The sequence below is a fragment of the Pseudoalteromonas citrea genome (assembly GCF_000238375.3).
Classification (GTDB): domain Bacteria; phylum Pseudomonadota; class Gammaproteobacteria; order Enterobacterales; family Alteromonadaceae; genus Pseudoalteromonas; species Pseudoalteromonas citrea.
In genome coordinates this window covers 236,060-262,926 of record NZ_AHBZ03000015.1, presented here as the reverse complement: position 1 = coordinate 262,926, position 26,867 = coordinate 236,060, and the positions used below count along the sequence as shown (strand labels likewise).

At 40.5% G+C, this 26,867-nt stretch carries 30 protein-coding genes; 20 read left to right on the top strand and 10 right to left on the bottom strand.

What is annotated here, in order from left to right:
- Window positions 1-12: 12 nt before the first annotated feature.
- The 4 genes from PCIT_RS08635 to PCIT_RS08620 are packed head-to-tail and all read left to right on the top strand — an operon-like array spanning window position 13 to window position 4,621.
- Window positions 13-1,017, top strand: coding sequence for a Fe(3+) ABC transporter substrate-binding protein (locus PCIT_RS08635; protein ID WP_010362368.1), 1,005 nt, complete (start codon window positions 13-15; stop codon window positions 1,015-1,017).
- Window positions 1,017-2,648, top strand: a complete 1,632-nt coding sequence (locus PCIT_RS08630) for an ABC transporter permease (RefSeq protein WP_010362369.1) — start codon at window positions 1,017-1,019, stop codon at window positions 2,646-2,648. Before PCIT_RS08635 ends, PCIT_RS08630 begins: the two co-directional genes overlap by 1 nt.
- Entirely contained in the window at window positions 2,648-3,694 is a 1,047-nt protein-coding gene (locus PCIT_RS08625) for an ABC transporter ATP-binding protein (protein ID WP_010362370.1), read from the top strand. Before PCIT_RS08630 ends, PCIT_RS08625 begins: the two co-directional genes overlap by 1 nt.
- 12 nt (window positions 3,695-3,706) lie before the next feature.
- A complete protein-coding gene (locus tag PCIT_RS08620) occupies window positions 3,707-4,621 on the top strand; it encodes a Dyp-type peroxidase (protein WP_010362371.1) in 915 nt (304 codons plus the stop codon).
- 21 nt (window positions 4,622-4,642) lie between these two features.
- On the opposite strand, the gene argR is transcribed toward PCIT_RS08620, so the two are convergent.
- Entirely contained in the window at window positions 4,643-5,110 is a 468-nt protein-coding gene (argR, locus tag PCIT_RS08615) for a transcriptional regulator ArgR (protein WP_010362372.1), read from the bottom strand.
- Window positions 5,111-5,594: 484 nt separating this feature from the next.
- Between argR and mdh the strand changes: the two genes are divergently transcribed.
- Complete coding sequence (gene mdh / locus PCIT_RS08610) at window positions 5,595-6,527, top strand: malate dehydrogenase (protein WP_010362373.1); 933 nt, start codon at window positions 5,595-5,597, stop codon at window positions 6,525-6,527.
- A 66-nt stretch (window positions 6,528-6,593) separates the two neighbouring features.
- On the opposite strand, the gene PCIT_RS08605 is transcribed toward mdh, so the two are convergent.
- The 3 genes from PCIT_RS08605 to PCIT_RS08595 all read right to left on the bottom strand — a co-directional run bounded on the left by PCIT_RS08605 (window position 6,594) and on the right by PCIT_RS08595 (window position 8,924).
- Window positions 6,594-7,781 carry a vWA domain-containing protein gene (locus tag PCIT_RS08605; protein WP_010362374.1) on the bottom strand — a complete coding sequence of 396 codons (1,188 nt, stop codon included), beginning with the start codon at window positions 7,779-7,781 and terminating at the stop codon, window positions 6,594-6,596.
- Window positions 7,782-7,784: 3 nt separating this feature from the next.
- Window positions 7,785-8,621 (bottom strand): AAA family ATPase, encoded by an 837-nt coding sequence (locus PCIT_RS08600; protein ID WP_010362375.1) that lies wholly within the window; start codon window positions 8,619-8,621, stop codon window positions 7,785-7,787.
- Window positions 8,622-8,705: 84 nt separating this feature from the next.
- Complete coding sequence (locus PCIT_RS08595; RefSeq protein ID WP_010362376.1) at window positions 8,706-8,924, bottom strand: DUF1653 domain-containing protein; 219 nt, start codon at window positions 8,922-8,924, stop codon at window positions 8,706-8,708.
- 61 nt (window positions 8,925-8,985) lie between these two features.
- On the opposite strand from PCIT_RS08595, the gene PCIT_RS08590 reads away from it, so the two are divergent.
- The 10 genes from PCIT_RS08590 to rpoS all read left to right on the top strand — a co-directional run bounded on the left by PCIT_RS08590 (window position 8,986) and on the right by rpoS (window position 15,983).
- On the top strand, window positions 8,986-9,465 hold the full coding sequence (locus PCIT_RS08590) for a DUF2947 domain-containing protein (protein ID WP_010362377.1): 480 nt from the start codon (window positions 8,986-8,988) through the stop codon (window positions 9,463-9,465).
- Window positions 9,466-9,514: 49 nt separating this feature from the next.
- Window positions 9,515-10,150, top strand: coding sequence for a hypothetical protein (locus PCIT_RS08585; protein ID WP_010362378.1), 636 nt, complete (start codon window positions 9,515-9,517; stop codon window positions 10,148-10,150).
- Between the two features lie 36 nt (window positions 10,151-10,186).
- The gene (gene ftsB, locus PCIT_RS08580; protein WP_010362379.1) at window positions 10,187-10,471 is read left to right on the top strand and encodes a cell division protein FtsB; all 285 of its coding nucleotides are present in this window, start codon (window positions 10,187-10,189) and stop codon (window positions 10,469-10,471) included.
- On the top strand, window positions 10,464-11,165 hold the full coding sequence (ispD, locus tag PCIT_RS08575; protein WP_010362380.1) for a 2-C-methyl-D-erythritol 4-phosphate cytidylyltransferase: 702 nt from the start codon (window positions 10,464-10,466) through the stop codon (window positions 11,163-11,165). Before ftsB ends, ispD begins: the two co-directional genes overlap by 8 nt.
- On the top strand, window positions 11,162-11,638 hold the full coding sequence (ispF, locus tag PCIT_RS08570; protein WP_010362381.1) for a 2-C-methyl-D-erythritol 2,4-cyclodiphosphate synthase: 477 nt from the start codon (window positions 11,162-11,164) through the stop codon (window positions 11,636-11,638). The genes ispD and ispF overlap by 4 nt, the downstream gene beginning before the upstream one ends.
- Complete coding sequence (gene truD, locus PCIT_RS08565; protein WP_010362382.1) at window positions 11,635-12,681, top strand: tRNA pseudouridine(13) synthase TruD; 1,047 nt, start codon at window positions 11,635-11,637, stop codon at window positions 12,679-12,681. Before ispF ends, truD begins: the two co-directional genes overlap by 4 nt.
- Window positions 12,662-13,411: a 5'/3'-nucleotidase SurE gene (gene surE, locus PCIT_RS08560; RefSeq protein ID WP_010362383.1), complete on the top strand. Its 750-nt coding sequence runs from the start codon at window positions 12,662-12,664 to the stop codon at window positions 13,409-13,411. The genes truD and surE overlap by 20 nt, the downstream gene beginning before the upstream one ends.
- Window positions 13,411-14,052 (top strand): protein-L-isoaspartate(D-aspartate) O-methyltransferase, encoded by a 642-nt coding sequence (locus PCIT_RS08555; protein ID WP_010362384.1) that lies wholly within the window; start codon window positions 13,411-13,413, stop codon window positions 14,050-14,052. Before surE ends, PCIT_RS08555 begins: the two co-directional genes overlap by 1 nt.
- A gap of 67 nt (window positions 14,053-14,119) precedes the next feature.
- Window positions 14,120-14,947, top strand: coding sequence for a peptidoglycan DD-metalloendopeptidase family protein (locus PCIT_RS08550; protein ID WP_010362385.1), 828 nt, complete (start codon window positions 14,120-14,122; stop codon window positions 14,945-14,947).
- Window positions 14,948-15,002: 55 nt separating this feature from the next.
- Window positions 15,003-15,983 (top strand): RNA polymerase sigma factor RpoS, encoded by a 981-nt coding sequence (gene rpoS / locus PCIT_RS08545; RefSeq protein WP_010362386.1) that lies wholly within the window; start codon window positions 15,003-15,005, stop codon window positions 15,981-15,983.
- Window positions 15,984-16,047: 64 nt separating this feature from the next.
- Here the strand turns inward: rpoS and mutS are convergent, their stop codons facing one another.
- A complete protein-coding gene (gene mutS / locus PCIT_RS08540) occupies window positions 16,048-18,621 on the bottom strand; it encodes a DNA mismatch repair protein MutS (protein ID WP_010362387.1) in 2,574 nt (857 codons plus the stop codon).
- 22 nt (window positions 18,622-18,643) lie between these two features.
- On the opposite strand from mutS, the gene PCIT_RS08535 reads away from it, so the two are divergent.
- A complete protein-coding gene (locus tag PCIT_RS08535) occupies window positions 18,644-19,132 on the top strand; it encodes a CinA family protein (RefSeq protein WP_010362388.1) in 489 nt (162 codons plus the stop codon).
- 67 nt (window positions 19,133-19,199) lie between these two features.
- Entirely contained in the window at window positions 19,200-20,249 is a 1,050-nt protein-coding gene (gene recA / locus PCIT_RS08530) for a recombinase RecA (protein WP_010362389.1), read from the top strand.
- A gap of 184 nt (window positions 20,250-20,433) precedes the next feature.
- On the opposite strand, the gene PCIT_RS23110 is transcribed toward recA, so the two are convergent.
- The 5 genes from PCIT_RS23110 to PCIT_RS08510 all read right to left on the bottom strand — a co-directional run bounded on the left by PCIT_RS23110 (window position 20,434) and on the right by PCIT_RS08510 (window position 23,571).
- Window positions 20,434-20,583, bottom strand: coding sequence for a hypothetical protein (locus tag PCIT_RS23110; protein ID WP_238348007.1), 150 nt, complete (start codon window positions 20,581-20,583; stop codon window positions 20,434-20,436).
- Between the two features lie 83 nt (window positions 20,584-20,666).
- Window positions 20,667-20,942, bottom strand: a complete 276-nt coding sequence (locus PCIT_RS23105; RefSeq protein ID WP_010362391.1) for a transposase — start codon at window positions 20,940-20,942, stop codon at window positions 20,667-20,669.
- 344 nt (window positions 20,943-21,286) lie between these two features.
- Complete coding sequence (locus PCIT_RS08520) at window positions 21,287-22,651, bottom strand: hypothetical protein (protein ID WP_010362392.1); 1,365 nt, start codon at window positions 22,649-22,651, stop codon at window positions 21,287-21,289.
- A gap of 57 nt (window positions 22,652-22,708) precedes the next feature.
- Window positions 22,709-23,173: a hypothetical protein gene (locus PCIT_RS08515; protein ID WP_010362393.1), complete on the bottom strand. Its 465-nt coding sequence runs from the start codon at window positions 23,171-23,173 to the stop codon at window positions 22,709-22,711.
- A 149-nt stretch (window positions 23,174-23,322) separates the two neighbouring features.
- Window positions 23,323-23,571, bottom strand: a complete 249-nt coding sequence (locus PCIT_RS08510) for a transposase (RefSeq protein WP_084622659.1) — start codon at window positions 23,569-23,571, stop codon at window positions 23,323-23,325.
- A 995-nt stretch (window positions 23,572-24,566) separates the two neighbouring features.
- Between PCIT_RS08510 and PCIT_RS08505 the strand changes: the two genes are divergently transcribed.
- Genes PCIT_RS08505 through PCIT_RS08495 form a run of 3 tightly spaced genes read left to right on the top strand, consistent with a single transcriptional unit; the run spans window position 24,567 to window position 26,861 of the window.
- Window positions 24,567-25,394, top strand: coding sequence for an HpcH/HpaI aldolase/citrate lyase family protein (locus PCIT_RS08505; protein ID WP_010362394.1), 828 nt, complete (start codon window positions 24,567-24,569; stop codon window positions 25,392-25,394).
- Between the two features lie 4 nt (window positions 25,395-25,398).
- Window positions 25,399-25,926, top strand: coding sequence for a MaoC family dehydratase (locus PCIT_RS08500; protein ID WP_202889058.1), 528 nt, complete (start codon window positions 25,399-25,401; stop codon window positions 25,924-25,926).
- On the top strand, window positions 25,923-26,861 hold the full coding sequence (locus PCIT_RS08495) for an ornithine cyclodeaminase family protein (RefSeq protein ID WP_010362396.1): 939 nt from the start codon (window positions 25,923-25,925) through the stop codon (window positions 26,859-26,861). The genes PCIT_RS08500 and PCIT_RS08495 overlap by 4 nt, the downstream gene beginning before the upstream one ends.
- Window positions 26,862-26,867: the final 6 nt, after the last annotated feature.

Below are 26,867 nucleotides of genomic sequence, written 5' to 3'. Positions count from 1 at the left end.
CTGGAGGCTTTAATGAAAAAAGCATTAGCGATTGTTTTTACATCTTTGACTTGTTTACCCGCATTGGCAGCGGACGAGGTTAATATCTATTCTTTTCGTCAACCGTTCTTGATCCAGCCAATTTTAGATGACTTCACCAAACAGACAGGCATAAAAACCAATGTCGTTTTCGCTAAAAAAGGGCTAATTGAACGCGTAAAACGTGAAGGTAAGCATAGCCGAGCTGACTTAGTATTAACGTCAAACTTTAGTGCCTTGATGCAACTAGATGATCTCAACCTAACGCAAAAAATAGAAAGCGATGTGGTGACTCGTAACATCCCTGTTGCTTTTCGCGATCCTGCTGGAGAGTGGGTTGCGTTAACGAAGCGTGTGCGTAATGTTTATTCGTCAAAAGAGCGTGTCGGTAAGCTTGCTGATTTAGGCTACGAAGATTTAGCGTCGGCGACTTATAAAGGCAAAATTTGCATGCGTTCAGGCAAGCACCCTTATAATTTAGGGTTAATTGCGTCTATGATCGCACATCATGGAGAAGCTGACACAAAGCAGTGGCTAGAAGGGGTGAAGAGTAACTTAGCGCGCAAACCACAAGGTAACGATCGTGCTCAAGTGAAAGCGGTTAAAGAAGGCTTATGTGATGTGGCGTTAGGTAATAGTTATTATTTTGGAAAAATGTTACAAGACAGCAAGCAAAAAACGTGGGCAGATGCTGTTCATATTAACTTCCCGAATCAAACAAACCGTGGTGCGCATTTAAATGTCTCAGGGGTTGTGATGACTAAATATGCTAAAAACCCAGAAAATGCCTTGAAACTTATAGAGTTTATGACCGACAATAAAGCCCAGAATATGTATGCGTCAATGAATATGGAGTATCCGGTTAAACCTGGAGTAGCATTGTCGAACTTGGTGGCATCATGGGGCACGTTTAAGGAAGACGCTTTACCATTGTCTGAAATTAGTAAATATCGTCCATTAGCACTTAAGCTGATCGATGAGGTTAAATTTGATCTTTAATGCAAGCATCGTCTTCACTGTCTAAATGGCAGGTATTTGCGTGGCTGATAGGCATGTGTCTATCAGCACCGCTGGCTTTTTTGATCTTTGAATCTTTGCAAGGAGATTCAGAGGTCTTCACACATTTGTGGAACACAGTTCTTTGGGACTACACCTCTAATACCCTATTACTGATTCTTGGGGTGATATCTTTAAGTTGTGTCATTGCACTGCCGCTTGGCTGGTTAACGGCGTATTGCCAGTTTCCGGGCCGTAAAGTCTTTGAATGGGCGTTAATGCTGCCACTTGCCATGCCCACTTATATTATTGCGTATATTTATACCGATTTGCTCGATTATGCAGGCCCAGTGCAAGTAACATTACGAGAGTGGTTTGGTTGGCAGTCTCCTAATGATTATTGGTTTTTTGATATTCGTACTTTGCCTGGTGCGATTGTGATGATTGCGTTAGTACTCTACCCTTATTTATATTTAATTTTTAAAACAGCTTTAAGAGAGCAATCATTTAAATTGGTGCAAGCAAGCCAGTTAATGGGTATGAGCCCGCTACAGAGCTTCTTTAAAGTCAGTTTACCGCTAGCACGGGGCGCTATTGTTGCAGCACTTGCTTTGATCAGTATGGAAACAATGGCTGACTTTGCGACGGTACATTATTTTGCTGTGAGCACATTGACAACCGCTGTTTATGATACGTGGTTGGGGTATTACTCGCTAACCGCTGCGGCAAAAATCTCAGGGATCATGCTGTTATTTTTATTTGTATCTCTCATGCTAGAGCGTTTAAGCCGTAAAAATGACACTATTCATGAACGTCAATCATCGGTTAACGATACGGCTTTGTATCGATTACAGGGTAAGTCTGCGTGGGGTGCAACAGCGTATTGTGTCGCTGTGTTAATGATTGCTTTTGTTTTACCCGTAAGCATTCTAGCTGGTTACGCGATTGACTACTTTGATGAAGCATGGAACAGCCAGTTCTTCTTATATGCATGGCAAAGTTTAAAGGTATCGTTGTGGGTGAGTGCCATTGCTATTTTGTTGAGTGTGTTAGTTGTATTTTATCAACGGATTGGCGAAGGAAAAAGAAAGTCTGTACCAGGGCGTTTTGCCAGTACTGGGTATGCATTACCGGGCACGGTACTCGCAATTGCAGTATTACTACCATTAACGTTACTAGATACTAAACTCAATGAGTGGTTTGCTGAAACAAGTTTTGAGCCGGGCTTATTACTCAGTGGTAGTATTTTCGCGATGATACTTGCGTATGTCGTGCGTTTTTATGCTATTGCGCATGGTGCCGTTGAGGCAAGCTATGTCAGAATAAGTCCATCACTTGATATGGCGAGTCAAAGTATGGGGAAAGGTTTTTTTCAAACATTGACGCTTGTACATTTTCCACTGCTGCGCCGAGGAATTCTAACAGCAGCTTTGCTGGTTTTTATCGAGTGTATGAAAGAGTTACCCGCGGCGCTGTTATTACGTCCATTCAATTTTGAAACATTAGCAACACATGTATTTCAATATGTGAGTGATGAACAGTTAGAGTTGGCTTCAGTTTCTGCTTTGTTTATCGTGTTGGTAGGGTTAATTCCGTTGTATTTTGTTAATCGGTCTATGGAGCAGCATAATTAATGAGTAGCTTACTTTTACAAAATCTATCGTATAAATATGACGGTCAGTCAGTGATTAAAAACCTTAATCTAACGGTTGAGCCAAATGAGATCGTATGTTTGTTAGGGGCCAGTGGGTGCGGTAAAACGACAACTTTAAAGGCTATTGCAGGATTGATTCAACCTCAGCATGGTAAAGTCGTTATTAACGGTCAATGTATGAGTGATGAATCGCTCTTTGTTGCGCCTCAGCATCGTAATATCGGTATGATGTTTCAAGATTATGCGCTGTTCCCTCACTTAACCGTTGCGCAAAATATAGCCTTTGGGTTAAACAAGCTCGATAAATCTGAGCGTGAAAAGCGTGTCGATGAAATGCTGGAGTTAGTACATCTAACAAACTTTCGAGGGCGTTACCCGCATGAACTATCTGGTGGCCAGCAGCAGCGTGTCGCTATCGCAAGGGCGTTGGCCTATCGACCTAATTTATTACTACTCGATGAACCCTTTTCAAATATAGATGCACAAGTGCGTTATCAGTTAATTAATGATATTCGCGCCATTATTAAAGATCAGCAAGTGTCGGCTATTTTTGTTAGTCACTCAAAAGATGAAGCGTTTGCCTTTTCAGATAAATTAGCCATTATGCATGAAGGTCAAATTGCGCAATTAGGCTGTGCAAAAACGCTTTTTCAGCAGCCAAAAAATAAGGTTGTTGCCGAGTTTTTAGGGCAAGGGATCTACCTTGATGCGACCAGATATAATGGCGCAGGGGTTACCACAGATTTTGGTGACGTAAGTTCTATGGTGCCTTTATCGCAGTCACAGCAGCAAGGTAAGATTTTTGTTCGCCCGCAGCATTTAGAGTTAGTTAATGACCCCTCAGGTCAAGTGTCAGTAGAACAGCAGCGCTTTGTGGGAACCGAATACGTTTATCGGGTACGCTTTGCTGAGCAGTTAATTGAAGTGCCTGCGCCAGCGGATAAAGTAATTGATGCAAACCTTCCTGTTTCTTTCAAAATAAAGACACATGCGGTAAATTTCTTTTCTGAGCAAGAGCTGAATTAAGGAAGGACTAGTATGGCGCAAGCGCAATCAGGGGTATGTGCTGAAGCAAACCTACATGGTCTTCATTTATTTTTTAATGTACTAGATGGACACGACGAGGTTGTGCGTGCTGCATTAGCAAATTGTGAGAGATTGCAAAACGAATTAAGTGATCGCTTCTCTGAATCGATGGTCAGTAGCTTTGTTGCTATTGGTGCTCAGTATTGGCCGCATATTTATCCGGAATATATTCCACCAGAGTTAAAAAGCTTTCCTCATATCAGTAATACCGAGCATTTGGTGCACAGCCAGCCATTTGATTTAATGTATGTGATCCGCTCAGACCGTGAGGATGTAAATCATCTTTTTGCACAAAGTGTTTTACATATGCTTGCATCAAGTGTTGAGCTTGTGGCGCATGTGCGAGGGTTTCGCTTTTTGGATGGCAGGGACTTTAATGGGTTTATATATGGTGGTAATGCGCCTCATGGGCGTTTTAAACGCCAAGTTGCTCTAGTAGATAATCCTCAGCAGTTGGACCATCAAGGCAGCTATATTCATGTGCAGCGAGTTAAGTTCAACATTGATGCTTGGCAAGCATTGGCACTTGATGAGCAAGAACAAATAATGGGACGAACTCGATTAGATAACGAATTGATTGAGCCGGCACGTGACAATAGCCATGCTTTTTTAGCAGAACTTACCAATGACAAAGGTTTGGCGCTATTACTTGATCAAAGTATGCCATTTGGTGATGTATTTGAACAAGGGAGTTTATGGGTGAGTTGCTCCGCTCAGGGTGATGCCTTCGATACTGTATTACACTCCCGATTAGGGACGGACGAAAATTACGATTTATGGCTAGACTATAATCAAGCGGATATGGGGGCTGCTTTCTTTGCACCATCAATTCAATTTCTGAATACCATGGCGCAAAGCTGCGAATAAACCTTGTAGCAAAATAGCGCTTTATACGTTATCAAATAACGTCTTAACTCGTTCGAGTGTGGCATCTATTTCTGATATTTTTGCTGGTGCAATAAAAATGGTGTCGTCACCTGCGATAGTACCAAGTACACCGTCTGCAGTGCCCAAAGAGTCTAATAATCGTGCGATCAGTTGAGCAGCGCCAGGGCTGGTTCTAATGATGATCATCATTTCATTGTGCACGATATCAATAACAAGTTGACGCAATGGGCTCTTTGCGGTTGGTACACCCATCTCAGCTGGCAAGCAATACACCATCTCTTGTTTCGCATTACGTGTTCTTACCGCACCAAATTTACTCAACATACGAGAAACTTTACTTTGACTGACATTGTCGAAACCTTGTTCTTTTAACGCGTCAACAATTTCTCCTTGTGAACCAAAGTTTTCTTCTTTGAGTAAAGCTTTAAATGCTTTAACAAGCGCTTCTTGTTTTTCTTGAGGCTGCATAACGACCCATCATTGAAATTACGATGTATAGGATTCTACACAAAACTACGTTGTGACCCAAATTTTAGCGGCCGGATAATCGGGTAGCTCAGCGAGCGTAAACGCTAAGTGCCGTGATCTTTACAACTATAGTCGAAAAAATCATGAAAATAACTCGGATAAATTTGTTTTTACCTGCGCTTTTCATTATCTTTACTGCACACTTGAGCCTGTTTATCTTTTTTGGCTATATTTTTAGTAATTTGTATGAATTTTACTGGGATTAACCGCACTTTATGACCTTTATGATGATGGCAGTTGATCAAAATTCATATTCGTTGATTACACAAAAACTCAATTATTGAGCACTCGTGGTTATTTTTGTCTCATATGGCAGAAAGTGAGTGCTAATGTGCACACCAAGTAAAGTGCATATCAATATGCGAAGGTTAGCTGCGAAAGAGAGACGCGTTCTATATTTACCTTCAATGTATGGAGAATTCACATGAAAGTTGCTGTATTGGGTGCCGCTGGCGGTATTGGTCAAGCTTTATCACTGTTACTTAAAAATGGCTTGCCTGCAGGTTCTGAATTATCATTATACGACGTAGCGCCAGTTGTTCCTGGTGTTGCTGTTGATCTTTCTCACATCCCAACGGCAGTGAAAGTAGCTGGTTTTGGTGCGGATGACCTTGATGCTGCACTAACAGGTGCTGACATCGTATTGATCCCTGCTGGTATGCCTCGTAAGCCTGGTATGGACCGTGCTGACCTATTCAATGTAAATGCAGGCATCATCAAAACGCTTGCTGAAGGTATTGTACGTAACTGTCCTAAAGCGCTTGTGGGTGTTATCACAAACCCAGTAAATGGCACTGTGCCAATTGTTGCTGAAGTATTCAAAAAAGCGGGTACTTATGAAGCATCACGCGTATTTGGTGTAACAACGCTAGACGTTATTCGTTCTGAAGCTTTCATCGCAGAATTGAAAGGTGTTGATGTATCTGAAGTGAAAGTACCAGTGATTGGTGGCCATTCAGGTACTACCATTTTACCACTTCTTTCACAAGTTGAGGGTGTTTCATTCACTGATGAAGAAGTTGCAGCACTAACACCTCGCATCCAAAATGCGGGTACTGAAGTTGTTAATGCTAAAGCGGGTGGCGGTTCTGCTACGCTTTCAATGGGTGCTGCAGCTGCACGCTTCTGCTTCTCATTGGTTAAAGGTCTACAAGGTCAAGACGTTGTAGATTATGCATATGTTGCTGTTGAAAATGGCGATGCTCCATACTTTGCACACCCTGTACGTTTAGGCAAAAACGGCGTAGAAGAAATTCTTTCGTACGGCGAGCTAAGTGCATTTGAGCAAAAAGCAAAAGAAGACATGCTTGCAACACTAACTAAAGACATCCAAGAGGGTGTTGATTTCATGTCTTAGTAGACAATGAAAATAAAAAAGCCGCGTATAACGCGGCTTTTTTTTTGGGAAATATAATTAAAATCATTAAGTTAATGTTTTTATCGCTTTACTGATACCGTCTAACGTCAAGGGATACATGCGATTTTTCATCAATTCAGCAATGATCTCTATTGATTGGTAATAGGGCCAATGAGTGGCCGGCTGTGGGTTTAACCATGCGACTTTTTCAAAATGCAGTGTCAGGCGATTTAGCCATACACTGCCAGCTTCTTGGTTCCAATGCTCAACACTGCCACCGGGATAGGTAATTTCATAGGGCCCCATTGTGGCATCTCCGACAAAAATTAGTCGGTAATCTTTGCCAAAACGATTTATGAGTTGGTAAGTATCTAGTGCTTCGCTATCGCGTCGTTCATTGTCTTGCCAAACTTGTTCATATACGCAATTATGAAAATAGAAAAACTCTAAATGTTTAAATTCACTGTGTGCAGCACCAAATAATTGTTCGCATAAATGAATATAGTCATCCATTGAACCACCTATATCGAACAGCATAATGACATTAATTGCATTATGTCGTTCAGGCATCATTTTTACATCGAGCATACCCCCTTGTTTAGCGGTTGCAGCGATGGTTTCATTGAGGTCAAGCTGATCACTGGCGCCACTTTTTGCAAACTTTCGGAGTTTCTTTAACGCCAATTTCATCGTTCTGCTGGTGATTTCAGTGTTGGCGTCTAAATTGCGGTATTGACGTTTATCCCACACTTTAACGGCTTTGCGTTGCCGGTTACCATCTTGACCTATCCGAACGCCCTCTGGGTTATAACCATAAGCGCCAAATGGGGACGTGCCGCCGGTGCCGACCCATTTATTGCCTCCAGCATGACGCTTTTGCTGCTCAGTGAGGCGCTGCTTGAGTGTTTCAAGCAGTTTATCAAGCCCCCCGAGTGCATTGAGTTGCTGCTTTTCTTCTTCTGATAGATTTTTTTCAAACTCTTTTCTCAACCAGTCATTGGGGAGCTTTGTCGTGGATTGTAATTTCGAGAGTAAGTCTTGTGATTCGATACCTTGGAAGTAATGAGCGAATGCACGGTCAAATTTATCAAATTGCGTTTCATCTTTTACAAAAATGATTTTACTTAACTCATAAAAAGCATCGATGTCGGCAAAGGCTAACCCTTTGTCTAATGCATTCAAGCAGTCGAGTAGCTCGCGTGGGCTTACCTTTAGCCCATAGCGTTTAAGCGTGAAAAAAAACTCAATTAGCATGGTTTATCGCTTACTCATAAAAGCCAGTTTTTCAATTAAGCTCACATCTTGTTCGTTTTTTAATAGAGCGCCAAACAAAGGCATAAGACCACCTTGATGCTGTTTATCATGTAGCGTTGAGCTGTCAATATCTTCTGCCATAAGCAGCTTAAGCCAATCAAGTAGTTCACTGGTACTGGGCTTTTTCTGAAGCCCTGGTATATCCCTCAATTTAAAAAAGCTTTCCAGTGCTTGCTGTACCAACTCGGCTTTTATATTTGGGTAATGTACATCAATAATTTGCTGCATTTGCTGGGCTGATGGAAAATCAATATAGTGAAAAAAGCAGCGACGTAAAAAAGCATCTGGGAGCTCTTTTTCGTTATTGGATGTAATGATCACGATAGGACGGACTTTTGCTTTGACGCGTTCACCGGTTTCATATACGTGAAACTCCATCTTATCGAGTTCAAGTAATAAATCATTGGGGAATTCAATGTCAGCTTTGTCTATTTCATCAATAAGTAAGACGGGGCGTTGTACATCGGTAAAGGCGTGCCATAGTTTGCCTTTAACGATGTAGTTATTTATGTCATGTACGCGTTGCTCACCTAATTGACTATCCCTTAAGCGTGATACTGCGTCATACTCATACAAACCTTGTTGTGCTTTGGTGGTTGATTTTATATGCCATTGAATAAGGCGAGTGTTAAGGTTGTTGGCAAGCTCTTCTGCGAGTAAGGTTTTACCTGTACCAGGCTCCCCTTTTATAAGGAGCGGTTTCTCTAAAATAATAGCGGCATTTACTGCCTGTTTTAATGCGTTGCTCGCAATGTAATTATTAGTACCTTGAAAGTTCACTGTGTTACCTAACGACTGGTCTGATGACAATGGCTTATCTTGCCATAAAAAGGTGACCTGTCGCTAGGGGGGATAAATGTGTTGCTATGACGCGATATATTTAAAGCGAGGGATTTCAACTCCCTCTATCGTCACATTTTCGATAAACATGCTGAAGGGGCGTACCCAAAAATCAAAATCGCCATATAGCGTTTGATAAACAACCATCAATTCTTGCGTTTCACTGTGTGTTGCGCAGTGGAATACGCGATATTGTTGACCTTTGTAATGCTTATAAATACCGGGTTTTAGTGTTTGCTTCACTGTTCGCTCCGTTTACTGTGCGGTATACTGCGCACTAATGTTTGCCAAACTGGCCTGTTGTATGAATTATATTGCGCTTGAAGACTTTAGAAAAGCATGGGTTTTTAAACATCAAGATTTACCAATATCAGAAAGTGATTTAGCTGCCATAAAGCCCATGACGAAAGAGCGTGCGGCGGTTTTGTGGAGCACGATGATAAGTCGTGACCAAGATCACCCTGACTTTTTTAACCCTTCAGAGTGGGTTGGTAAAGAAGATAGCTGGTCAGAAAATGTAGATTGGGAGCAGCCTTGGGAGCAAGGTGAGGAGTCATTACCAGAATCAATCTCCACGCACCTTGGCTGGGAAGCAAATACCACAGTGTATTTTTGTATGTCACGAGAGCAGGTGATTGAAACTAACTTTGCAGTATTCCAGCGTTGTTGGCAAAACTTTATGTTTTTATGTGATGGCAGCTTATTGGTAGGGAAAAAACGCACGGCAGTGGTGCAGTTTATGGAAAATGGTGAGGCACGCTTAGGGGAAAAGCCGAAAGGCTAGCTTGCAGTGATAGGCCATGCTATAACTTTCATACTCAGTGAGAAATAGCGTGGATAAAGACCTGTTAACGACATCAAATACGCAAAACAGCTTATGGCATGATGAACATGAGCGATTACAATTTGCAGAATTAGTTAATGTCTTTTATGCAAGAGAGATCCCTGCTTTGGCTAAAAGAGCGGATCAAGAACAGATATCACGCGCTTTACAAAGCCTGCCTTACTATGTGGAGCGCGCGGCACGTCATATAGTACAAGGATGTGTCCCTTTAGAGTTAGACAGTCACAATGGCAGTTGGTTATGCAGTCAAAAAGCACAACCAAAATGGCAAGCTGATGTATGTGAAGGTTATTTTAAACGCTATGCTGTTGTGGGGCTGGTGGTACCCATTATCATTTCAAGTGACGGTCTAACACGGTTAGCCATAGACACCATAGATCAAGTGCGAGACAATACTGTACATTGCAACCAACACCAATGGTTCAATTGTTCAGGGCGAAGTCATGATAATGACTTTACCATGATGCTTAAACCGTCAAAAGCGCTACTCAGCGCCGCATGTTGCGGACATCAATGGCGATTTGGCAAGGCGATAAGCCCCAGGATATTAAGCTTAAGGGAAATGCTGTTAGCCAGTATGATTAACTGGAAAAACGTAAGAACAATAAAAAAACGTCCATATTAATCTTAGAAATGCATAACAGGCGTTAGGAGCTAAATAGTGCGCTTATTTCAATTTGCTTTAGTTTGCTTAGCGGCCTTTATTCAGTATCAGCTCTGGTTTGGCCACAATGGCTTAAAAGACTACATAAGGCTTAAGGATGCGGTCACCGCGCACCAACAAGTCAATGCAAAACTGGAAAAACGTAACAAGCTACTTAAAGCTGATATCGAAGACTTAAAACTTGGTTTAGAGGGCGTAGAAGAACGTGCGCGACATGAGCTAGGTATGATCAAACCCAATGAAACATTCATAAGAGTTCTGCCAAAAAAACACCATGAATAAAAAGCCTAAAATAGCCATTGTTGTGCCCGCAGCGGGTGTGGGGAGTCGTATGCAACTGTCCCATCCAAAGCAATACTTAAATATTGCGGGGAAAACGGTGCTAGAACATACGTTAGACAAAATGTTGGATATCCCTGATGTGGGCGTAATAGCTGTCGCTATTAGTGAGCAAGACGCTTATTTCCCAGAGCTAAATATTGATAACGAGCGAATAATTCGCACGCCAGGTGGACAAGAACGGTCAGACTCGGTGTTAAATGCCTTAAATATGCTAGTTGAGTATGCGCCTGATTGGGTGCTTGTTCATGATGCGGCCAGACCGTTGGTGACAGCATCGGATATTACACAGTTAGTGACCCAGTGTATCGATAAGGAACAAGGTGGGATTTTAGCTGCTAAAGTAAAAGACACGATTAAACGTGGCAATGAATATAGTTTAGGTACCGTGCCGCGTGATGAACTATGGCAAGCATTAACGCCGCAAATGTTTCCATTTGCAGCATTGCGGATTGCTCTTGAAAGTGCGTTGTTAAACAACGTTAAGATCACGGATGAAGCATCCGCGATGGAATGGAATAATGAGCCTGTACAGCTTATTGCTGGGCGCTCAGACAATATAAAAATTACCACGCCAGAAGATTACGCCTTGGCGTGTTTTTTAATATCTCAACAGCAAAAAGAGAGTGCAACATGATAAGAATTGGCCATGGGTTTGATGTACATAAATTCGGTGGTGAAGGTCCGTTGGTTATTTGTGGTGAAAAGATCCCCTATCAATATGGCTTTATTGCACACTCAGATGGTGATGTTGCAGTACATGCGTTGTGTGATGCTTTACTAGGGGCTTTAGCTTTGGGTGATATTGGCAAACACTTCCCTGATACCGCTGATGAATTTGAAAATATAGACAGTCGCATATTATTACGCCGTGTTGTTGAGCAAGTTACTGAGTTAGGTTATACATTGGCAAATTGTGATGTCACTATTGTGGCACAAGCGCCTAAAATGCGACCGCATATTGATGCAATGAGAGCCAATTTAGCACAAGATTGTGGCGTTGCTATTGACCAAGTTAACGTCAAAGCTACGACAACTGAAAAACTCGGTTTTGAAGGACGAAAAGAAGGTATTTCTGCACACGCAGTGGTATTGGTAACAAAAATATGAAGGATTTAAACTATCTATATGGTGAGCCATTATCATCGGCAGATTATAAAACCAGCGCAGAAGACTTTGTTGTAGACGAAATACTTGATATTGAGCTTACTGGTGAAGGTGAGCATGTGTGTCTACAAGTGATCAAAAAAGGTGAAAATACGCAATACGTGGCGAAGATGATTGCAAAATTTGCCAATGTCGCGCCACGAGATGTGAGCTATGCCGGCCTAAAAGACAGACACGGTGTAACCAGTCAATGGTTTAGTGTACCAGTTCCGATTAAGCAGAGTATTGATTTTACAGAATTAAACAGCGACAGTGTTTTTGTTATTAAACAAGTTAGACACAATAGAAAACTACGCACTGGCTGCCATTCAGGAAATAAGTTTCAAATAACCTTGCGTAATATTAGTACACCATTAGATATTTTATCTCGTATTAATGCCGTACGCCAAGGAGTACCAAATTACTTTGGTGAGCAGCGTTTTGGTCATGATGGGCATAATCTTGACATGGCCGAACGCATGTTTGCAGGTGAACGTATTCGAGATAAGAAATTACGCGGTATCATTATATCGGCCGCGCGCTCTCACATTTTTAACGCTATTGTTAGCCAGCGCGTTGCGGAGCATGGGTTGGCCAAAACGTGGCATAAAGAAGTCTTTATGTTGAGTGGTAGTAATGCCTTTTTTGAAGAAAATATCAGTGATAACACCATATCTCGGTTAACTGGCGGTGATATTCTTTTGTCAGCACCGCTGGTGGGCAAAGGTGAAAAAGGCTTAACAGAGCAAGAGAAAACATGGCTGTTACCATTTAGTGCTTGGCAAGAAGGTCTTGCTGAATTAGGGTTAAAGAATGAGCGCCGTGCATTGCGTTTAGTTCCGCAAGATCTAGAAGTGCAAACATTGGACGAAACGACGATAAAATTATCGTTTAGTTTACCAAAAGGTACGTTTGCGACGGCGTTACTCAGGGAGCTGGTGAAGCACCGAGATGCCTCTAAAGATAACATAACGGACAATAATAAAGATGAGAATACTACTCAGTAATGATGATGGGGTGCATGCAAAAGGTATTGAGGTATTGTATCAAGCATTGAGCCAAGTTGCCGAAGTGACAGTGGTGGCACCTGATCGCAATTGCAGTGGTGCAAGCAATTCATTAACACTGATGAACCCGTTACGTATGTCTAAGCTAGCTAATGGGTTTATGTCAGTCAACGGGACTCCAACGGATTGCGTACATATAGGGATAAACAAATTAATGGATGAACGTCCTGATCTCGTTGTAGCTGGAGTTAACAAGGGCGCAAACCTTGGGGATGATACGTTATATTCAGGAACAGTGGCTGCTGCAATCGAGGGGCGGCACATGGGGTTGCCTGCGATTGCTGTATCATTGTGCTCAAAAGACGAAGTGCACTATGAAACTGCAGCGCATGTTACTGTTGAGATAATTAAAAAGTTGCAATCACACCCCCTACCGACTGATCAAATCATTAATATCAATGTACCAGATTTACCGATTTCTCAACTCAAGGGACTGAAAGTAAGCCGGCTTGGTTCGAGGCATCAAGCTGAAACAATGACACAGCAAGTTGATCCTTGGGGGCGGGATATTTTTTGGTATGGGCCGTTAGGCCGTGAAAGTGATGCAGGGCCGGGTACTGATTTTCATACTGTCAATGAAGGTTATGCGTCGGTTACGCCTTTAAAAGTTGATATGACGGCGCATGACAGCCTGACGGCGATGGCGAGCTGGTTAAAAGAGTCAAAGTAATGTTATTAAACAATTATGCGCGCAGTGCAAGTGTTTTAATTGAGCAGCTTAAAGAACTCGGAGTTGTCGATACGAAAGTACTTGCGGTATTAGAGCAAACCCCTCGACACTTGTTCGTTGATGATGTGTTAAAGCATAAGTCCTACGAAAATACGGCGTTACCTATCGGGCAAGGGCAAACGATTTCCCAGCCGTTCATTGTTGGTAAAATGACTGAAGTACTCAGACAGGTTGGTGTAGCGGGTAATGTTCTTGAGATAGGCACCGGATCGGGTTATCAAACTGCAATCTTAGCTCAGCTTTTTGAGAGCGTGTGTACTGTTGAGAGAATCAAAAGCTTACAGTGGCAGGCGAAGCGTAGAATGCATCAACTTGATTTATATAATGTGGCTATGAAGCATGGTGACGGCTGGTTGGGTTGGTCGTCTAAAGCACCTTTTGCAGGGATCATTGTTACTGCTGCTGCGAAATCAGTACCACAGTCGTTACTAGAGCAGTTACAAGATGGTGGGGCGTTGATAGTACCTTTAGGTGAGAATGAACAGGTGTTAACCCTTTTTGTGCGTCAAGGTGAGCAATTCATTGAACACCCATTAGCACCAGTAAAGTTTGTACCTTTGGTCGCTGGTGATATTATTTAATTTCTATTTTTAATTGAGAGACAATACCAATTAAGCATTTACGATTTTATATGGCGAACAGTAAATAATGATGAAAATGCGTCTGTTAATACTCTTACTGGTTGCTATGTTGTTGGGTGCTTGCTCTTCTCGCCATAAACCAGCTCCTGTTACTTCCTTGTATTCTGGTAAGACCACTTCGACTCATAAAATTCACATTAAAAATAATCAATATAAAGTTCACAAAGGTGACACCTTATTTTCTATTGCCTTTAGCGCAAATAAAGATGTGAGGACTGTTGCTCGGATAAATAATATAAAAGCGCCCTACGTAATTTATCCCGGGCAAATTATCCATTTAAAGCGTTTTGCAAATAAGAATAATAAGGTTAAAAAAAAGCCAGTAAAACACCCTAACCCTAAAATTAATAAACAAAAAAGTAACAAAATACAGAAAAAAGAACTTGATAAGCCAAAACAACGGGAGTATGTTCAAAAAGAACAGAAGAGCAGTGCCGAAGTGCCTAAGCAGATGATTTCTAAAAAGGTACAGTGGCAAAGACCCGTTTTGGGTAAGGTGATAAAACGTTTTTCTGTTAAAGATAATGGTTATAAAGGATTATTAATTGCTAATAAACATGGAACACCTGTAAAAGCTGCCGCAGCGGGCACTGTGGTTTATGCGGGAAGTGCATTAAGAGGGTATGGTAATTTAATCATTTTGAAACACAATGACGATTACTTGAGTGCTTATGCACACAACTCGAAGTTATGGGTCAAAGAGCAGCAAAAAGTTAAAGTTGGTCAAAGAATTGCCGACATAGGAAGTACAGACGCCACTGAAACTGCGCTTCGCTTTGAGATCCGTTATAGAGGGCAAGCTGTAAACCCACTTAGGTTTTTACCTAAGAATTAAGACACTGACAGACAGTATGATGATTTAAACCATTCATTCGCTTGGGAGGATGCATATGGCTCAAACTGCAAATGTTAAGACCAAAAAAACGGAAGATTTTGAAGAAAAAAACGATGATGTTACATTGGATGAACCTAAAACTGAGCTTTTAGAGAACATTGAAGATGAAGACATTTTCGCTAAAGACGAAACAGTAAAGAACCTAGATGCAACTCAGTTATATTTAGGCGAAATTGGTTTCTCTCCGCTGCTTAGTGCTGAAGAAGAAGTTTATTTTGCGCGCAAAGCTTTAAAAGGCTGTGAAGCCTCTCGAAAACGTATGATTGAAAGTAATTTGCGCCTTGTTGTGAAAATTGCTCGACGGTACAACAATCGTGGTCTCGCATTATTGGACCTGATCGAAGAAGGTAATTTAGGCCTAATTCGTGCCGTTGAAAAGTTTGATCCAGAACGAGGATTTCGCTTCTCTACATACGCAACATGGTGGATACGTCAGACAATTGAACGTGCCATAATGAATCAAACACGTACCATTCGTTTACCTATTCATGTCGTTAAAGAGCTTAATGTGTATTTACGTACGGCACGTGAACTCACACAAAAGTTAGATCATGAGCCCACAGCGGAAGAAATCGCAGAGTGTTTAGATAGACCTGTGGAAGACGTAACAAAAATGCTGCGCTTAAATGAAAAGATCACCTCAGTTGATACACCAATAGGTGGTGAGAATGATAAAGCGTTATTAGATATTATTGCCGATGAAAAAGGACATGGTCCGGAGAATGAAGTACAAAGCAATGATATTAACAAGCATATTGTTGATTGGTTAGGAGAGTTGAATCCTAAGCAGCGTGAAGTGTTAGCACGTCGCTTTGGTCTACTTGGTTATGAGCCATCGACTTTGGAAGATGTGGGTCGAGAAATTGGCTTAACGCGAGAGCGGGTACGTCAAATTCAAGTTGAGGCGCTACGCCGTTTAAAAGATATTTTACAGCATGAAGGTTTAAGTACAGATAGTCTATTTGAGCAAATGTAATTGATTAGAACCTTTAATAAAAAAACCACTCTTTGAGTGGTTTTTTTATAAGTCGAGTAACGGATTATATAAGCTTCTTAAGCTTATATAATAGCGCGTGAGCTTCTCTAGGGGAAAGTTCATCAGGGTCAATTGCTTGAATGGATAGTTCAAGATCGGATGGTTCAGTTGCCAGTGCCAGCGTTTGTTGTGCAGGTGCACTCGATTCCACAACGCTTTGATGGTTCTCTAACATAACCAACTTTTGTTTGGCGACTTTTAGCACTTCTTTTGGTACGCCGGCAAGACCCGCAACTTGTAATCCAAAGCTTTTACTGGCGGCGCCATCTAGTACAGTATGCTTGAAAGCAATGGTGTCGTTGTGCTCTACCGCATCGAGGTGTACGTTGACTAATCCATTTTGCTGTTCTGCTAATTCTGTGAGCTCAAAATAATGGGTGGCAAATAAAGTTTTTGCGTTTATCTTTCGTGATAAATAGTCTGCTGTTGCATAGGCAAGAGATAAACCATCATAGGTACTTGTGCCTCGGCCAATTTCGTCCATGAGAACCAATGATTGGTGTGATGCATTGTTTAAAATAGTGGCAGTTTCAGTCATTTCGACCATGAATGTTGAGCGCCCAGACGCTAAATCGTCACTGGCGCCAATTCGTGTAAAAATGCGATCAACTTGGCCAAGAGTTGCATGACTTGCTGGTACATAGCTTCCTATATGCGCCATTAGCACAATCAAAGCTGTTTGGCGCATATAAGTTGATTTACCACCCATGTTAGGCCCTGTTATCACTAACATTTTTCGTTGAGGGCTTAAGTGGACTGGGTTAGCAATGAACGGGTCTTTACTCACTTGTTCAACAACTGGATGACGGCCTGCACTGATATTAATTTCATCAGACTCGGTCAAGTGTGGTCGACAGTAATCAAGAGTTTGAGCACGTTCAGCTAATGTATTGAGTACATCCAAATCGGCAAGTGATGCTGCCATGACTTGTAGTTGCTCAAGGTAAGGTGCAATAAATTCAAATAACTGTTCATATAACTGTTTCTCTAGTGCCAGTGCTTTACTTTGGCTGCCGAGTACTTTGTCTTCATGCTCTTTAAGTTCTGGAATGATATAGCGTTCATTGTTTTTTAATGTTTGTCTACGTATATATTCAACAGGGACTAAATGTGCATTTGCGCGGCTAACTTCGATATAAAAACCATGCACCTTGTTGTAGCCAATTTTTAGTGTATTGATCCCGGTGCGTTCTCGTTCACGTTCTTCAAGTTGCTCAAGTATATCGGTAGCACCTTGGCTGAGTGCACGCCACTCATCAAGGTCGGCATTATAGCCCGTTGCTATCACGCCACCATCACGAATCAGCACTGGGGGATTATCAATAATTGCGCGCTCTAATAAGTCTTGTAACTTTGGTAAAGGGGTAGAGTGTTGGCAAATTTGCGTGATTCGAGCGTCATTACAGTCAGATAAAATGTCATGTAATGGTCCAAGAGCCTGCAAGGCAGAGCGTAAACGTGTTAAATCACGTGGCCGTGCATTACACAGTGCTAGTCTGGCAACGACACGTTCTATATCACCAATGTGTTTTAGCGCATCATAAACCTCTATACTTAGTTGTGACTCAATTAAGCTAGTAATAGCGGACAAACGAGCATTCAGTTCTGAGCGATTACGAATAGGGGTATGGATACGCCTTTTCAATAATCGAGAGCCCATTGGGGTTGAGGTTTTATCAAGTACTTGCGCGAGCGTATTATCAATACTGCCCGATAAATTGACGGTTAATTCTAAGTTTTTACGCGTTGCGGCATCAAGGATGACAGCATGTTCATTTTTTTCTAATGTAATAGCGCGAATATGTGGCAGTGCGGTACGCTGAGTATCTTTGATGTACTGCATAACACATCCTGCAGCGACAAGTGCCGTATGTGCTTGTTCCACACCAAAGCCTATCAAGTCTTTGGTGTTAAATTGCTGACATAGAAGATGTTTGGCAGTGTCTAAATCAAACTCCCACTCTGGGCGGCGTCGACACCCTTTAATTTGTTCAATTAAATATAAGTTTTGAAATGACTCTGGATAGAGTAGCTCAGCAGGTTGTAACCTTTGTAAGGTGGAACTTAAAGCTTCATCTGTTTGTAATTCTACAATATTAAAGCTACCTGAGTTGATATCTAAATAGGCGAGGCCGTAGTGCCCTTGTTTATTTTGCCAAATACTGGCGAGTAAATTGTCTTGGCGCTCTTGTAATAGCGCCTCATCGGTGACAGTCCCAGGCGTTACAATACGTACGACTTTACGCTCTACAGGACCCTTACTAGTCGCAGGATCACCAATTTGTTCACATAAAGCAACGGACTCACCCATTTGTACTAAACGAGCCAAGTAATTCTCAACAGCATGATAAGGTACACCCGCCATCGGAATTGGCGCCCCCCCAGCTTTACCACGGTGTGTTTGAGAGATATCTAGCAGCTGCGCGGCGCGAATTGCGTCATCAAAAAATAATTCATAAAAATCGCCCATTCGATAGAATAATAAAATATCTTGGTGTTCGACTTTGATCCTAAGATATTGCTGCATCATAGGTGTTTGTTGTTTTATAGTATGTTCAGAATATAAATCTATCGACATGCATCTACCTAAAAGGGTGAATATGGAGCTACAACAAGAGATCAAGGCCCTCGCTGCACAATTGGGCACTATTTTAACGGATAAACGTCTGACAATCACTACCGCTGAGTCATGTACTGGTGGCGGTATTAGTTTTGCGCTCACCGATACACCAGGGAGTTCAGCGTATGTAGATCGGTGTTTTGTTACTTACAGCAATCAAGCTAAACATGATTTACTTGGCGTATCGAATGCAGTCTTAGAGCAATATGGTGCAGTCAGTGAGCAAACAGTGCGGGAAATGGCTACAGGCGCAGCACGCAATGCAAAAGCGGATGTCGCGATTGCTGTTTCTGGTGTCGCGGGGCCTGGTGGTGGCAGTGTTGAAAAACCGGTAGGGTTAGTCTGGTTTGCATTTTATATAGCAGGACAACTTGAAGTTAAAAAGTGTATTTTTTCTGGAGATAGAGCACAAGTAAGAATGCAAGTGATTGCTTTTGCTTTAGATATTGTAATTAATAAATTTAAATAAAAAATATGCTTGATACTGTGATTCCATACAGTATACTTACTCGCATTACGCAAGATTGGAGAAGCAAATGAACGATAATAAACAAAAAGCACTTGATGCTGCATTGTCACAAATTGAACGTCAATTTGGTAAAGGTTCAATTATGAAGCTAGGTGATAGCCAAGCTCTAGATATTGAAGCTATCTCAACTGGTTCACTAGGGATTGATATTGCTTTGGGTATAGGTGGTTTACCGACTGGGCGAATTGTTGAAATTTATGGTCCTGAGTCATCTGGTAAAACAACGCTTACTCTTCAAGTTATTGCAGAAGCACAAAAGAAGGGCAAAACATGTGCCTTTGTTGATGCCGAGCATGCGCTAGATCCAGTCTATGCTGAAAAATTAGGTGTAAATGTTGATGATTTATTAGTGTCACAGCCAGATACTGGTGAGCAGGCGCTTGAAATTTGTGACATGCTAGTGCGCTCTGGCGCGGTAGACGTTGTGATTGTTGACTCGGTTGCTGCACTTACGCCAAAAGCTGAAATTGAAGGCGACATGGGTGATCACCATGTTGGTTTGCAAGCTCGCTTGATGTCACAAGCATTACGTAAATTAACGGGTAATATTAAGCGTTCTAACACCTTATGTATTTTCATTAACCAAATTCGTATGAAGATTGGTGTGATGTTCGGTAATCCAGAAACGACCACTGGTGGTAATGCGCTGAAGTTCTACTCATCTGTTCGTATTGATATTCGTCGCATTGGCTCTGTAAAAGACGGTGACGAAGTTGTGGGTAATGAGACACGAGTTAAGATCGTTAAAAATAAAGTCGCACCACCGTTTAAGCAAGCTGAGTTCATTATTATGTATGGACAAGGTATTTCTAAACATGGTGAATTGATTGACTTAGGTGTTAAGCATAAACTGGTTGAAAAAGCAGGTGCTTGGTATAGTTATAAAGGCAGTAAAGTGGGCCAAGGTAAATCTAATTCAATTAAGTTTTTGAAAGAAAACCCTGAAATTGCGAATGAGATTGAAGGTCAATTACGCGAAATGTTATTACTTCAAGCCACGATCAAACCAGAAGACGGTGAAGATCAAGGCCTTGCTGCGGCAGATGCTGAAGCATAAATTGATATCAGCCAGGTAATTCAATGTATCTGGCTGTTTTAATATCCAAAGTCTATAAAAGAATGATATCTATTTGGCCGTGTTGATCAAATAGCTAATTAGCAATCAATTTCTCAGTTTTAACTCTGTTGCTGATATTTGGGCATACCCAGCCTAGTCATTTTATTTGTTGTCTTCACTTTAATCATCGTTCAGTACGCTTACTATTGAATTGACGACTTCTTAGTTTATCACCCATTAATTGTTTAAAATGATACATCGCCTTCTTGGCAAGTGAACGAAGATGGTACCCTGAATTCACTTTCCACTGCGTTAACCCTATTTGGTGCATCATAAATACGGCATTGTTTCTTGGGGACGTCCGCATAATCACTTTTTTACTGCGACTTCCTCATAGCAACTTCGTGTGTCATATGCTCAATCATCTGACACATTTACCATCGACAGTTTAGCACCCACAATATTGTGACTTGTCGCATCAATGGCCAAGTGCAATTTTCGCCTAGCTCGGCGCTTAGTCGCACGATGTTTTCTCGCATGCCATTCTCCATTTCCGTGCACTTTAAGGTCGGTGCTATCAACCACGGTATCTATAAAGCCTTTGCCTGCGTTTTTTCTATATTGTACATCAAGTATTTTTCTGCATTTGCATAAACAGCTACAACCGGGTGATTGTAACGAGGTATTCATCATAGTGAGCAAGGAATTTACAAACCTAGGCCCTGAGTGGCAAATGGAATACGGCTCTTAAGGTTAAGCAGGTTTCAACTGCTAAGTCAGAAGGGGATTTGAACGACCACGGCCATCGTGTTATTCGGTATTCTGCCACTTTGAGATGGCACTATCACTTAGCCAAATATTGATGTTACCGCGTTGAACTAAAGCACGATTGTACTGTGACCAATTCCTAGTTTTCTTCTTCATTTCGCGTCATGAGTTAAGGTATTTAATGATCTGATCGCACCAAATCAAAGAAGTTCAATTATTTAGGAAGCAACGCCGTTGATGTCTACGTTAATTGGTTAATTATACTGACTCTATTCATTTTTAAGCCATTTATACCAAATGTTACCATGCTTTTCAGTATCTGTAAGCTGCTGCATTAAAAATTCAACTGATGCAGATTTTGAATCGAAAGCAGGCTGAAACACTTCTCTGTCTTGCTCCAATATAACCCCATTTTGTCGGCCTTTTTCCGTAACTTCGCAATGGCCGTTCTTACAAACGACATCAGGCTCTGGGATGTTTATAGCTTCGCCTGAGGTACTCAAGACATATCGCTCGCCAGTACTCGAAAAATCTTTAAAAGTATTGAAATCAGTTGCCGATACACTTGTTTCTATGCCGCCAGTCACTTCAACCATATGCTGTAAAAACTGGTAACTTCCAACATGAGATAAGGCCCCTAGGCCGGGCTCCGTCATAAATGAAATGAAACCTTGATCTAGTTTGCTCGAAGACAGCCCGTCACTCGAAAGCAAGTAATCAATCGTGGCCCGATCTTCCGCTGTAAAATCAACAGTAAGCTGGCGCCCTGAAGCATCAAAATGACCATCATTAAAGTTACTTACAAGCTTGCCATTATTGTGCTTTCTATAATCACCCAGATCACTGGCAAGCCTCTTAATATATTTAAAGTCAATTTCATTTTGGTCAACATATTCGTACATACCTGACAGTAACTCTCTATCCTCTTGAGTTAAAAACTCAAATGGACTTTTTGAGGCGTTAGAAAGAGACATGCCATCAGCACCACTAAGTATATCGGGTTCATCACCAGCAAAAATCTCTTTCACCATTACCGCGTAATAATGTTCAGACTGGTTTGTGTTTTTAGATGATGCTTTACTGTGCTCGTTGACTGTGGCAGCGAATTGAGATTGCGCGTTTGAGACATACTGCTCAGAAACCATCATTTTGCTTAGTGCAGAAAATGAACTGACATGAGTTTGCAATGCATCTTCAAATGATGCCGTTGCATCAGATAGTCGTTCGTGTTTGAGGCTATTTCTCTGTAAATCAGACAGCATCATTTGATCTAGCACATGCCACTGTTCATATGCCGATACTTTTTGCGAATTAGAAAATGTACCACTTGGGTCTAATGCAATTGTCTCCAACTGACCTTTTGACAAATTCTCGAATTCCCACTTCGCAGCAGCAATTTCTTTTTCGTTACGTTCATTACTGGCAAGACCATTGCCTTTGTTCCAAGACAATGATAGCTGATTGAATTGTGTGTTATCAATCGCTCGTTGTGCATCCTTTAGCTTTATTGCTAACGAAGAGAACGACACATTTGTCTCGTTTTGCTTGTATTGGCTTAATACTGATTGTGACCTTAGAGAGTTTTTAGGCGTTACGCCTGTGTTTGAACTCCACTTAGTGCTTGATATATCCATATTATCTATCTCTTCTAAGCGTAAAAAATTGCCCCTTAGCTAGGGGCAACAGACTCACTAGTCCGTAGTATAGTGGAAAGTAACACTCTCTTCCCTGTTTGGTTCTAAATAATGAAAACGGCCCGTTGCTTCAACTCTGTGAACAATTGAAGCTTCAACACCTGCTTTGAACCATTGGCCATTAAAGGTATTCACCATGCCCGATGAGTTAGGTACAATTTCCTCACACATTAATGGGTTTGAGCTATACGCGCGATAAAAACACAACTCAGCTGTTTCGGTAGCTGAGTCTGAAAAGCTTGCAGAAACATAGCTAATTCCAGTGATAGTTCCTGTTTTGTCTCTATATGGAATATCACTTAAATCCATGTTCAATACAGCGAATAATTCACTTGAGAGTCCACCAGCAGAACTTAATACTAGCATTCTACTCGGTTGTTTTTTCTTTGTGACTGTATAATCAGTTGCAAGTGCATGACTGCTAATTGCGAATGAAGATACGAGTAAAGCAGCGATAGACATTTTTTTCAAAACAATTCCTTATTGTACTGTCTGATTTGGTTTTATGTAGTCATACTACGGAGACATAGTATGATGGTCAAACGGACACGTCAATACCAAATAATTAGCAAAAGTCATTAAATTTCATACATATAAATAACGGGTGATTGCTACGAGGTATCCATCATAGTGAGCAAGGAATTTACAAACCCTTCTAAGGCTCTGAGTGGCAAATGGAATACAGCCTTTAAAGTTAAACAGGTTTCAATTGCTAAATCAGAATAGTGATTTGAACGACCACAGGCACCGTGTTTTTCGATATTTTTTGAGATGGCACTATCACTTAGCCAAATATTGATGTTATCGCGTTGAAGCAAAGCACGATTGCACTGTGACCAATTCCTAGTTTTCTTCTTCATTTCGCGTCATGAGTTAAGGTATTTAATGATCTGATCGCACCAAATCAAAGAAGCTCAATTATTTAGGAAACAACGCCGTCATTAGGTGAAAATAAGTGGATAGTTGAGTGTAAACAGCTTTCATAACATTTATATCATAGCTAAATTTCGCTTTTTTTTGTATTGAATGCAGCACTAAACTATTAATCCCTCTATTTATTGTCCGGCTTATTCAAATTAAAACTAAGGATTTTTACTTAGATAGCGTTGATTTAAGCTTTAGGTTCTTATTCCTTATAAATTCAGTAATTCGTTAAATTAAGCTATGCAGTACTTAGGGTAACAGTCCTAATATTTAGTATTGTGCTTTTTTGGATGGTGAATATTAGTATGCTTTTTATACACCACTTCGTCAGAAGGAAGAGGGGAAATTGCATCGCCTTTTATTTCTCGAGATTATCTCATAGTCACAGAATCAACAACCACTTGTATTTATCTGACAGCGTTCATATTAGGAAAGTACACATTATTTATAAATTATGTTTTGTAGGCTAGGTAAAGCTTCGCACTCTTTATGAACCTCACAAATACGATTGGCATACTGCCTAATATTAGTTGATTCTTGTTAGTATTTAAGGGGGTAAGGTTTTTTGATGAAAAATTTAACTATCAATATGATGGAATTTTATTTTAGCTTCTTAATTGTGTGGTTTTTAATTTTTTTATTTAATTTTTAATATTTTTTTTTTTTTGGTTTTTATTGTGTTTGATAGTGTGTGGTTTTAATTTTAATTCCTTTTTATTTTACCAAATATTAGTAATAAGGTTCTGGTTTTTAAATTGTTGTGTTTTTTGTTTTTATTATGTTTTTATTTTGTTTTTTTTGTTTTTTCACGGATTTGATTTTTAGCTTGTCTGTGTGTTACGTTTTTTTCGTTGTCTTTTTTCCATTTTATGGGAGTGTTTTTTAGTTTCCTGTTTTTTAATTTATATGGGTTTATGTTCTGGAGGTATATATGATTAAAAGTTTACTTTGTGCTCCACCGAATAAATATGATGTAGTTAGTAAGTCAATAGAAGTGAACGCAAGCGTTGCACATTTTGATTTGGAAGATTCAGTTCCTGAAAGACAAAAAGAAAAAGCAAGGGACTTAATTTCTGCAAGTTTATTAAGAAATAACCAGATAAAAACGGCAGTTAGAATAAATGCAATAGATACAAAATATGGACTGGAAGATATTTTGTTTTTTATAAATAGAGAAGTTTCTCCAGACTTTTTTATATTGCCAAAAGTTGAAGCTCCTGAAAGCGTTAATATCGTCGGTGATATATTAAGGCAAGCGTTTCCAAATGTTAAGCTGTTTTGTGTGATTGAAAGTATTAAAGCACTTAAATCTCTTGATAGAATTGTTAATGCTAGTTCATATATTGATGGGCTTATATTTGGTTCAGCAGATTTTTCTGAAAGTATGGGGAAAGTCCCTAGTGCATTAGACTTAACATTTGCACGAACAGAAATTTCCTTGGCCGCAAATCAAATTAATGCTTATGCGATAGATTCACCGTGTTTTTCATTAGAGAATATTAACGAATTAGATCAAGAATGCCGAATTGCAAGGAGGCTAGGTTATCACGGAAAAATTGCAATACATCCAAAGCAAGTCTCTTTAATTAATGAGGTGTTTTCTCCAACACAGGAGGAATTAGATTTTTCTAATGAAGTTATTGAAGCCAGTGAAAGACTGAACCATAAGAGTTGCTCAAGTATATCTACAGTGAAAAGTAATATGATTGGTCCCCCATTTATAAAAATGGCCAGAAAAATAATAAATGCAGCAGGATGAAGTTATGAAAAGTAAAGTATTAAGTAAATTGAAACATGTAGGCGGACAGCGTTATGTAGAAAGTCATGGTTTATATTATGATGATTTTGAAGTTGGTGATGTAATTGAGCATAAACCAGGTCGAACAGTCACAGAGGTTGATAATATTTGGCAATCTTTAATTAATATGAATACGCACCCACTACATATTGACTCGGAATATGCCGAATCAACTGAATTTGGAAAGCCGCTAGTATCTAGCTTAGTTACATTTTCAATTATAGGGGGGCTTAGCTTAGCTGCGACGAGTGCCAGAGCCATTGCAAATTTAGGCTGGAAAAACGTGCAACTGTTGTCCCCCGTATTTATCGGAGATACTCTGTATGCCGAGTCAAAAATCCTAAGTAAGCGTCTTTCTAATTCTAGACCTGGACAGGGGATTGTTACTGTTGAAACAAAAGGATTAAAAAACTCATCTGATATTGTTTTAATTTGGGAACGTAGCTTTTTAGTTCCTGTTGAACCACAATCTATTTTAGATGCTCTGTTATGAGAGTATACACAGCCTCTGTAGTAGAGCAGCTTATTGATATAAAAAGATTAACTCAATTCTTTCAAAGAAAAATGTTACATCAGCTTGCCGTAACGAAATCAAATGTGCCGAAACGGACATTGATATTTAAAGATAAGCCATTTTCAGTGTTTGGTTCTATGCCTGCAGTGGATGAGTGTAGTGAGTTATTTATTGTAAAAAATGCCGCATTAGTTACAGGAGGTAATCTTTCCGCAATTCATGCTATTACAAATGTATTTTGTACTAAAACAGGTGTACCTCTAGCTTTAATTGATGGCGATTCAATGACAGGATTACGAACCGCAGCAGCTTCAGCTGCAATTGCTATGCATTGTACACCTGAGTTAGCTGATTCGTTAGGAATAATTGGCGCTGGTGTGCAAGCGGAATATCAAGTACACGCAATCTTATCTATAAGGCCTATCAAGCAGATCAGCATTTATTCCCGTACCCATGCTAAAGCGCTTAAGTTGCGAGCTGTACTTTTAGCGCAGTACAGCGACATTGTGGTTGATGTTGTAGACAATGTTTCCGATTGTGTCAGCAATAAAAAAATCGTTATTACTGCAACGACAAGTAATGAACCTGTTTTCTCTTTGCAGAAAGTATCACCAGGCACACACATTGGCTTAATTGGCTCTCACAGTCGAGTAAACCGAGAATTATCACATCAAGAAATGTCTCAACATACTGTTGTGACAGAAAATAGAGAGTTTGCAATTGTGGAAGCCGGTGATGTGCATAGTAAGGCTATTGAACCCAATGAGCTCTTTGAGATGCCTCATGATGACCTAGCTTCGAAGATTTCTATATTTAGTTCAATAGGTACTGCGTTGATGGATCTCTATTTTGTAGAGTATTTACTGTCTCTTGAGGAGACTTCAAATTTAAATTGTATCAATTTAAAGGAGTAATTAATT

Bases quoted from the DNA above. Each gene is read 5' to 3' on its own strand.
- PCIT_RS08635 (WP_010362368.1), top strand. From the start codon at position 13: ATGAAAAAAGCATTAGCGATTGTTTTTACATCTTTGACTTGTTTACCC.
- PCIT_RS08630 (WP_010362369.1), top strand. From the start codon at position 1,017: ATGCAAGCATCGTCTTCACTGTCTAAATGGCAGGTATTTGCGTGGCTG.
- PCIT_RS08625 (WP_010362370.1), top strand. From the start codon at position 2,648: ATGAGTAGCTTACTTTTACAAAATCTATCGTATAAATATGACGGTCAG.
- PCIT_RS08620 (WP_010362371.1), top strand. From the start codon at position 3,707: ATGGCGCAAGCGCAATCAGGGGTATGTGCTGAAGCAAACCTACATGGT.
- argR (WP_010362372.1), bottom strand. From the start codon at position 5,110: ATGCAGCCTCAAGAAAAACAAGAAGCGCTTGTTAAAGCATTTAAAGCT.
- mdh (WP_010362373.1), top strand. From the start codon at position 5,595: ATGAAAGTTGCTGTATTGGGTGCCGCTGGCGGTATTGGTCAAGCTTTA.
- PCIT_RS08605 (WP_010362374.1), bottom strand. From the start codon at position 7,781: ATGCTAATTGAGTTTTTTTTCACGCTTAAACGCTATGGGCTAAAGGTA.
- PCIT_RS08590 (WP_010362377.1), top strand. From the start codon at position 8,986: ATGAATTATATTGCGCTTGAAGACTTTAGAAAAGCATGGGTTTTTAAA.
- ispD (WP_010362380.1), top strand. From the start codon at position 10,464: ATGAATAAAAAGCCTAAAATAGCCATTGTTGTGCCCGCAGCGGGTGTG.
- ispF (WP_010362381.1), top strand. From the start codon at position 11,162: ATGATAAGAATTGGCCATGGGTTTGATGTACATAAATTCGGTGGTGAA.
- truD (WP_010362382.1), top strand. From the start codon at position 11,635: ATGAAGGATTTAAACTATCTATATGGTGAGCCATTATCATCGGCAGAT.
- surE (WP_010362383.1), top strand. From the start codon at position 12,662: ATGAGAATACTACTCAGTAATGATGATGGGGTGCATGCAAAAGGTATT.
- PCIT_RS08555 (WP_010362384.1), top strand. From the start codon at position 13,411: ATGTTATTAAACAATTATGCGCGCAGTGCAAGTGTTTTAATTGAGCAG.
- PCIT_RS08550 (WP_010362385.1), top strand. From the start codon at position 14,120: ATGATGAAAATGCGTCTGTTAATACTCTTACTGGTTGCTATGTTGTTG.
- rpoS (WP_010362386.1), top strand. From the start codon at position 15,003: ATGGCTCAAACTGCAAATGTTAAGACCAAAAAAACGGAAGATTTTGAA.
- mutS (WP_010362387.1), bottom strand. From the start codon at position 18,621: ATGTCGATAGATTTATATTCTGAACATACTATAAAACAACAAACACCT.
- PCIT_RS08535 (WP_010362388.1), top strand. From the start codon at position 18,644: ATGGAGCTACAACAAGAGATCAAGGCCCTCGCTGCACAATTGGGCACT.
- recA (WP_010362389.1), top strand. From the start codon at position 19,200: ATGAACGATAATAAACAAAAAGCACTTGATGCTGCATTGTCACAAATT.
- PCIT_RS23110 (WP_238348007.1), bottom strand. From the start codon at position 20,583: ATGATGCACCAAATAGGGTTAACGCAGTGGAAAGTGAATTCAGGGTAC.
- PCIT_RS23105 (WP_010362391.1), bottom strand. From the start codon at position 20,942: ATGATGAATACCTCGTTACAATCACCCGGTTGTAGCTGTTTATGCAAA.
- PCIT_RS08520 (WP_010362392.1), bottom strand. From the start codon at position 22,651: ATGGATATATCAAGCACTAAGTGGAGTTCAAACACAGGCGTAACGCCT.
- PCIT_RS08515 (WP_010362393.1), bottom strand. From the start codon at position 23,173: ATGTCTATCGCTGCTTTACTCGTATCTTCATTCGCAATTAGCAGTCAT.
- PCIT_RS08510 (WP_084622659.1), bottom strand. From the start codon at position 23,571: ATGAAGAAGAAAACTAGGAATTGGTCACAGTGCAATCGTGCTTTGCTT.
- PCIT_RS08505 (WP_010362394.1), top strand. From the start codon at position 24,567: ATGATTAAAAGTTTACTTTGTGCTCCACCGAATAAATATGATGTAGTT.
- PCIT_RS08500 (WP_202889058.1), top strand. From the start codon at position 25,399: ATGAAAAGTAAAGTATTAAGTAAATTGAAACATGTAGGCGGACAGCGT.
- PCIT_RS08495 (WP_010362396.1), top strand. From the start codon at position 25,923: ATGAGAGTATACACAGCCTCTGTAGTAGAGCAGCTTATTGATATAAAA.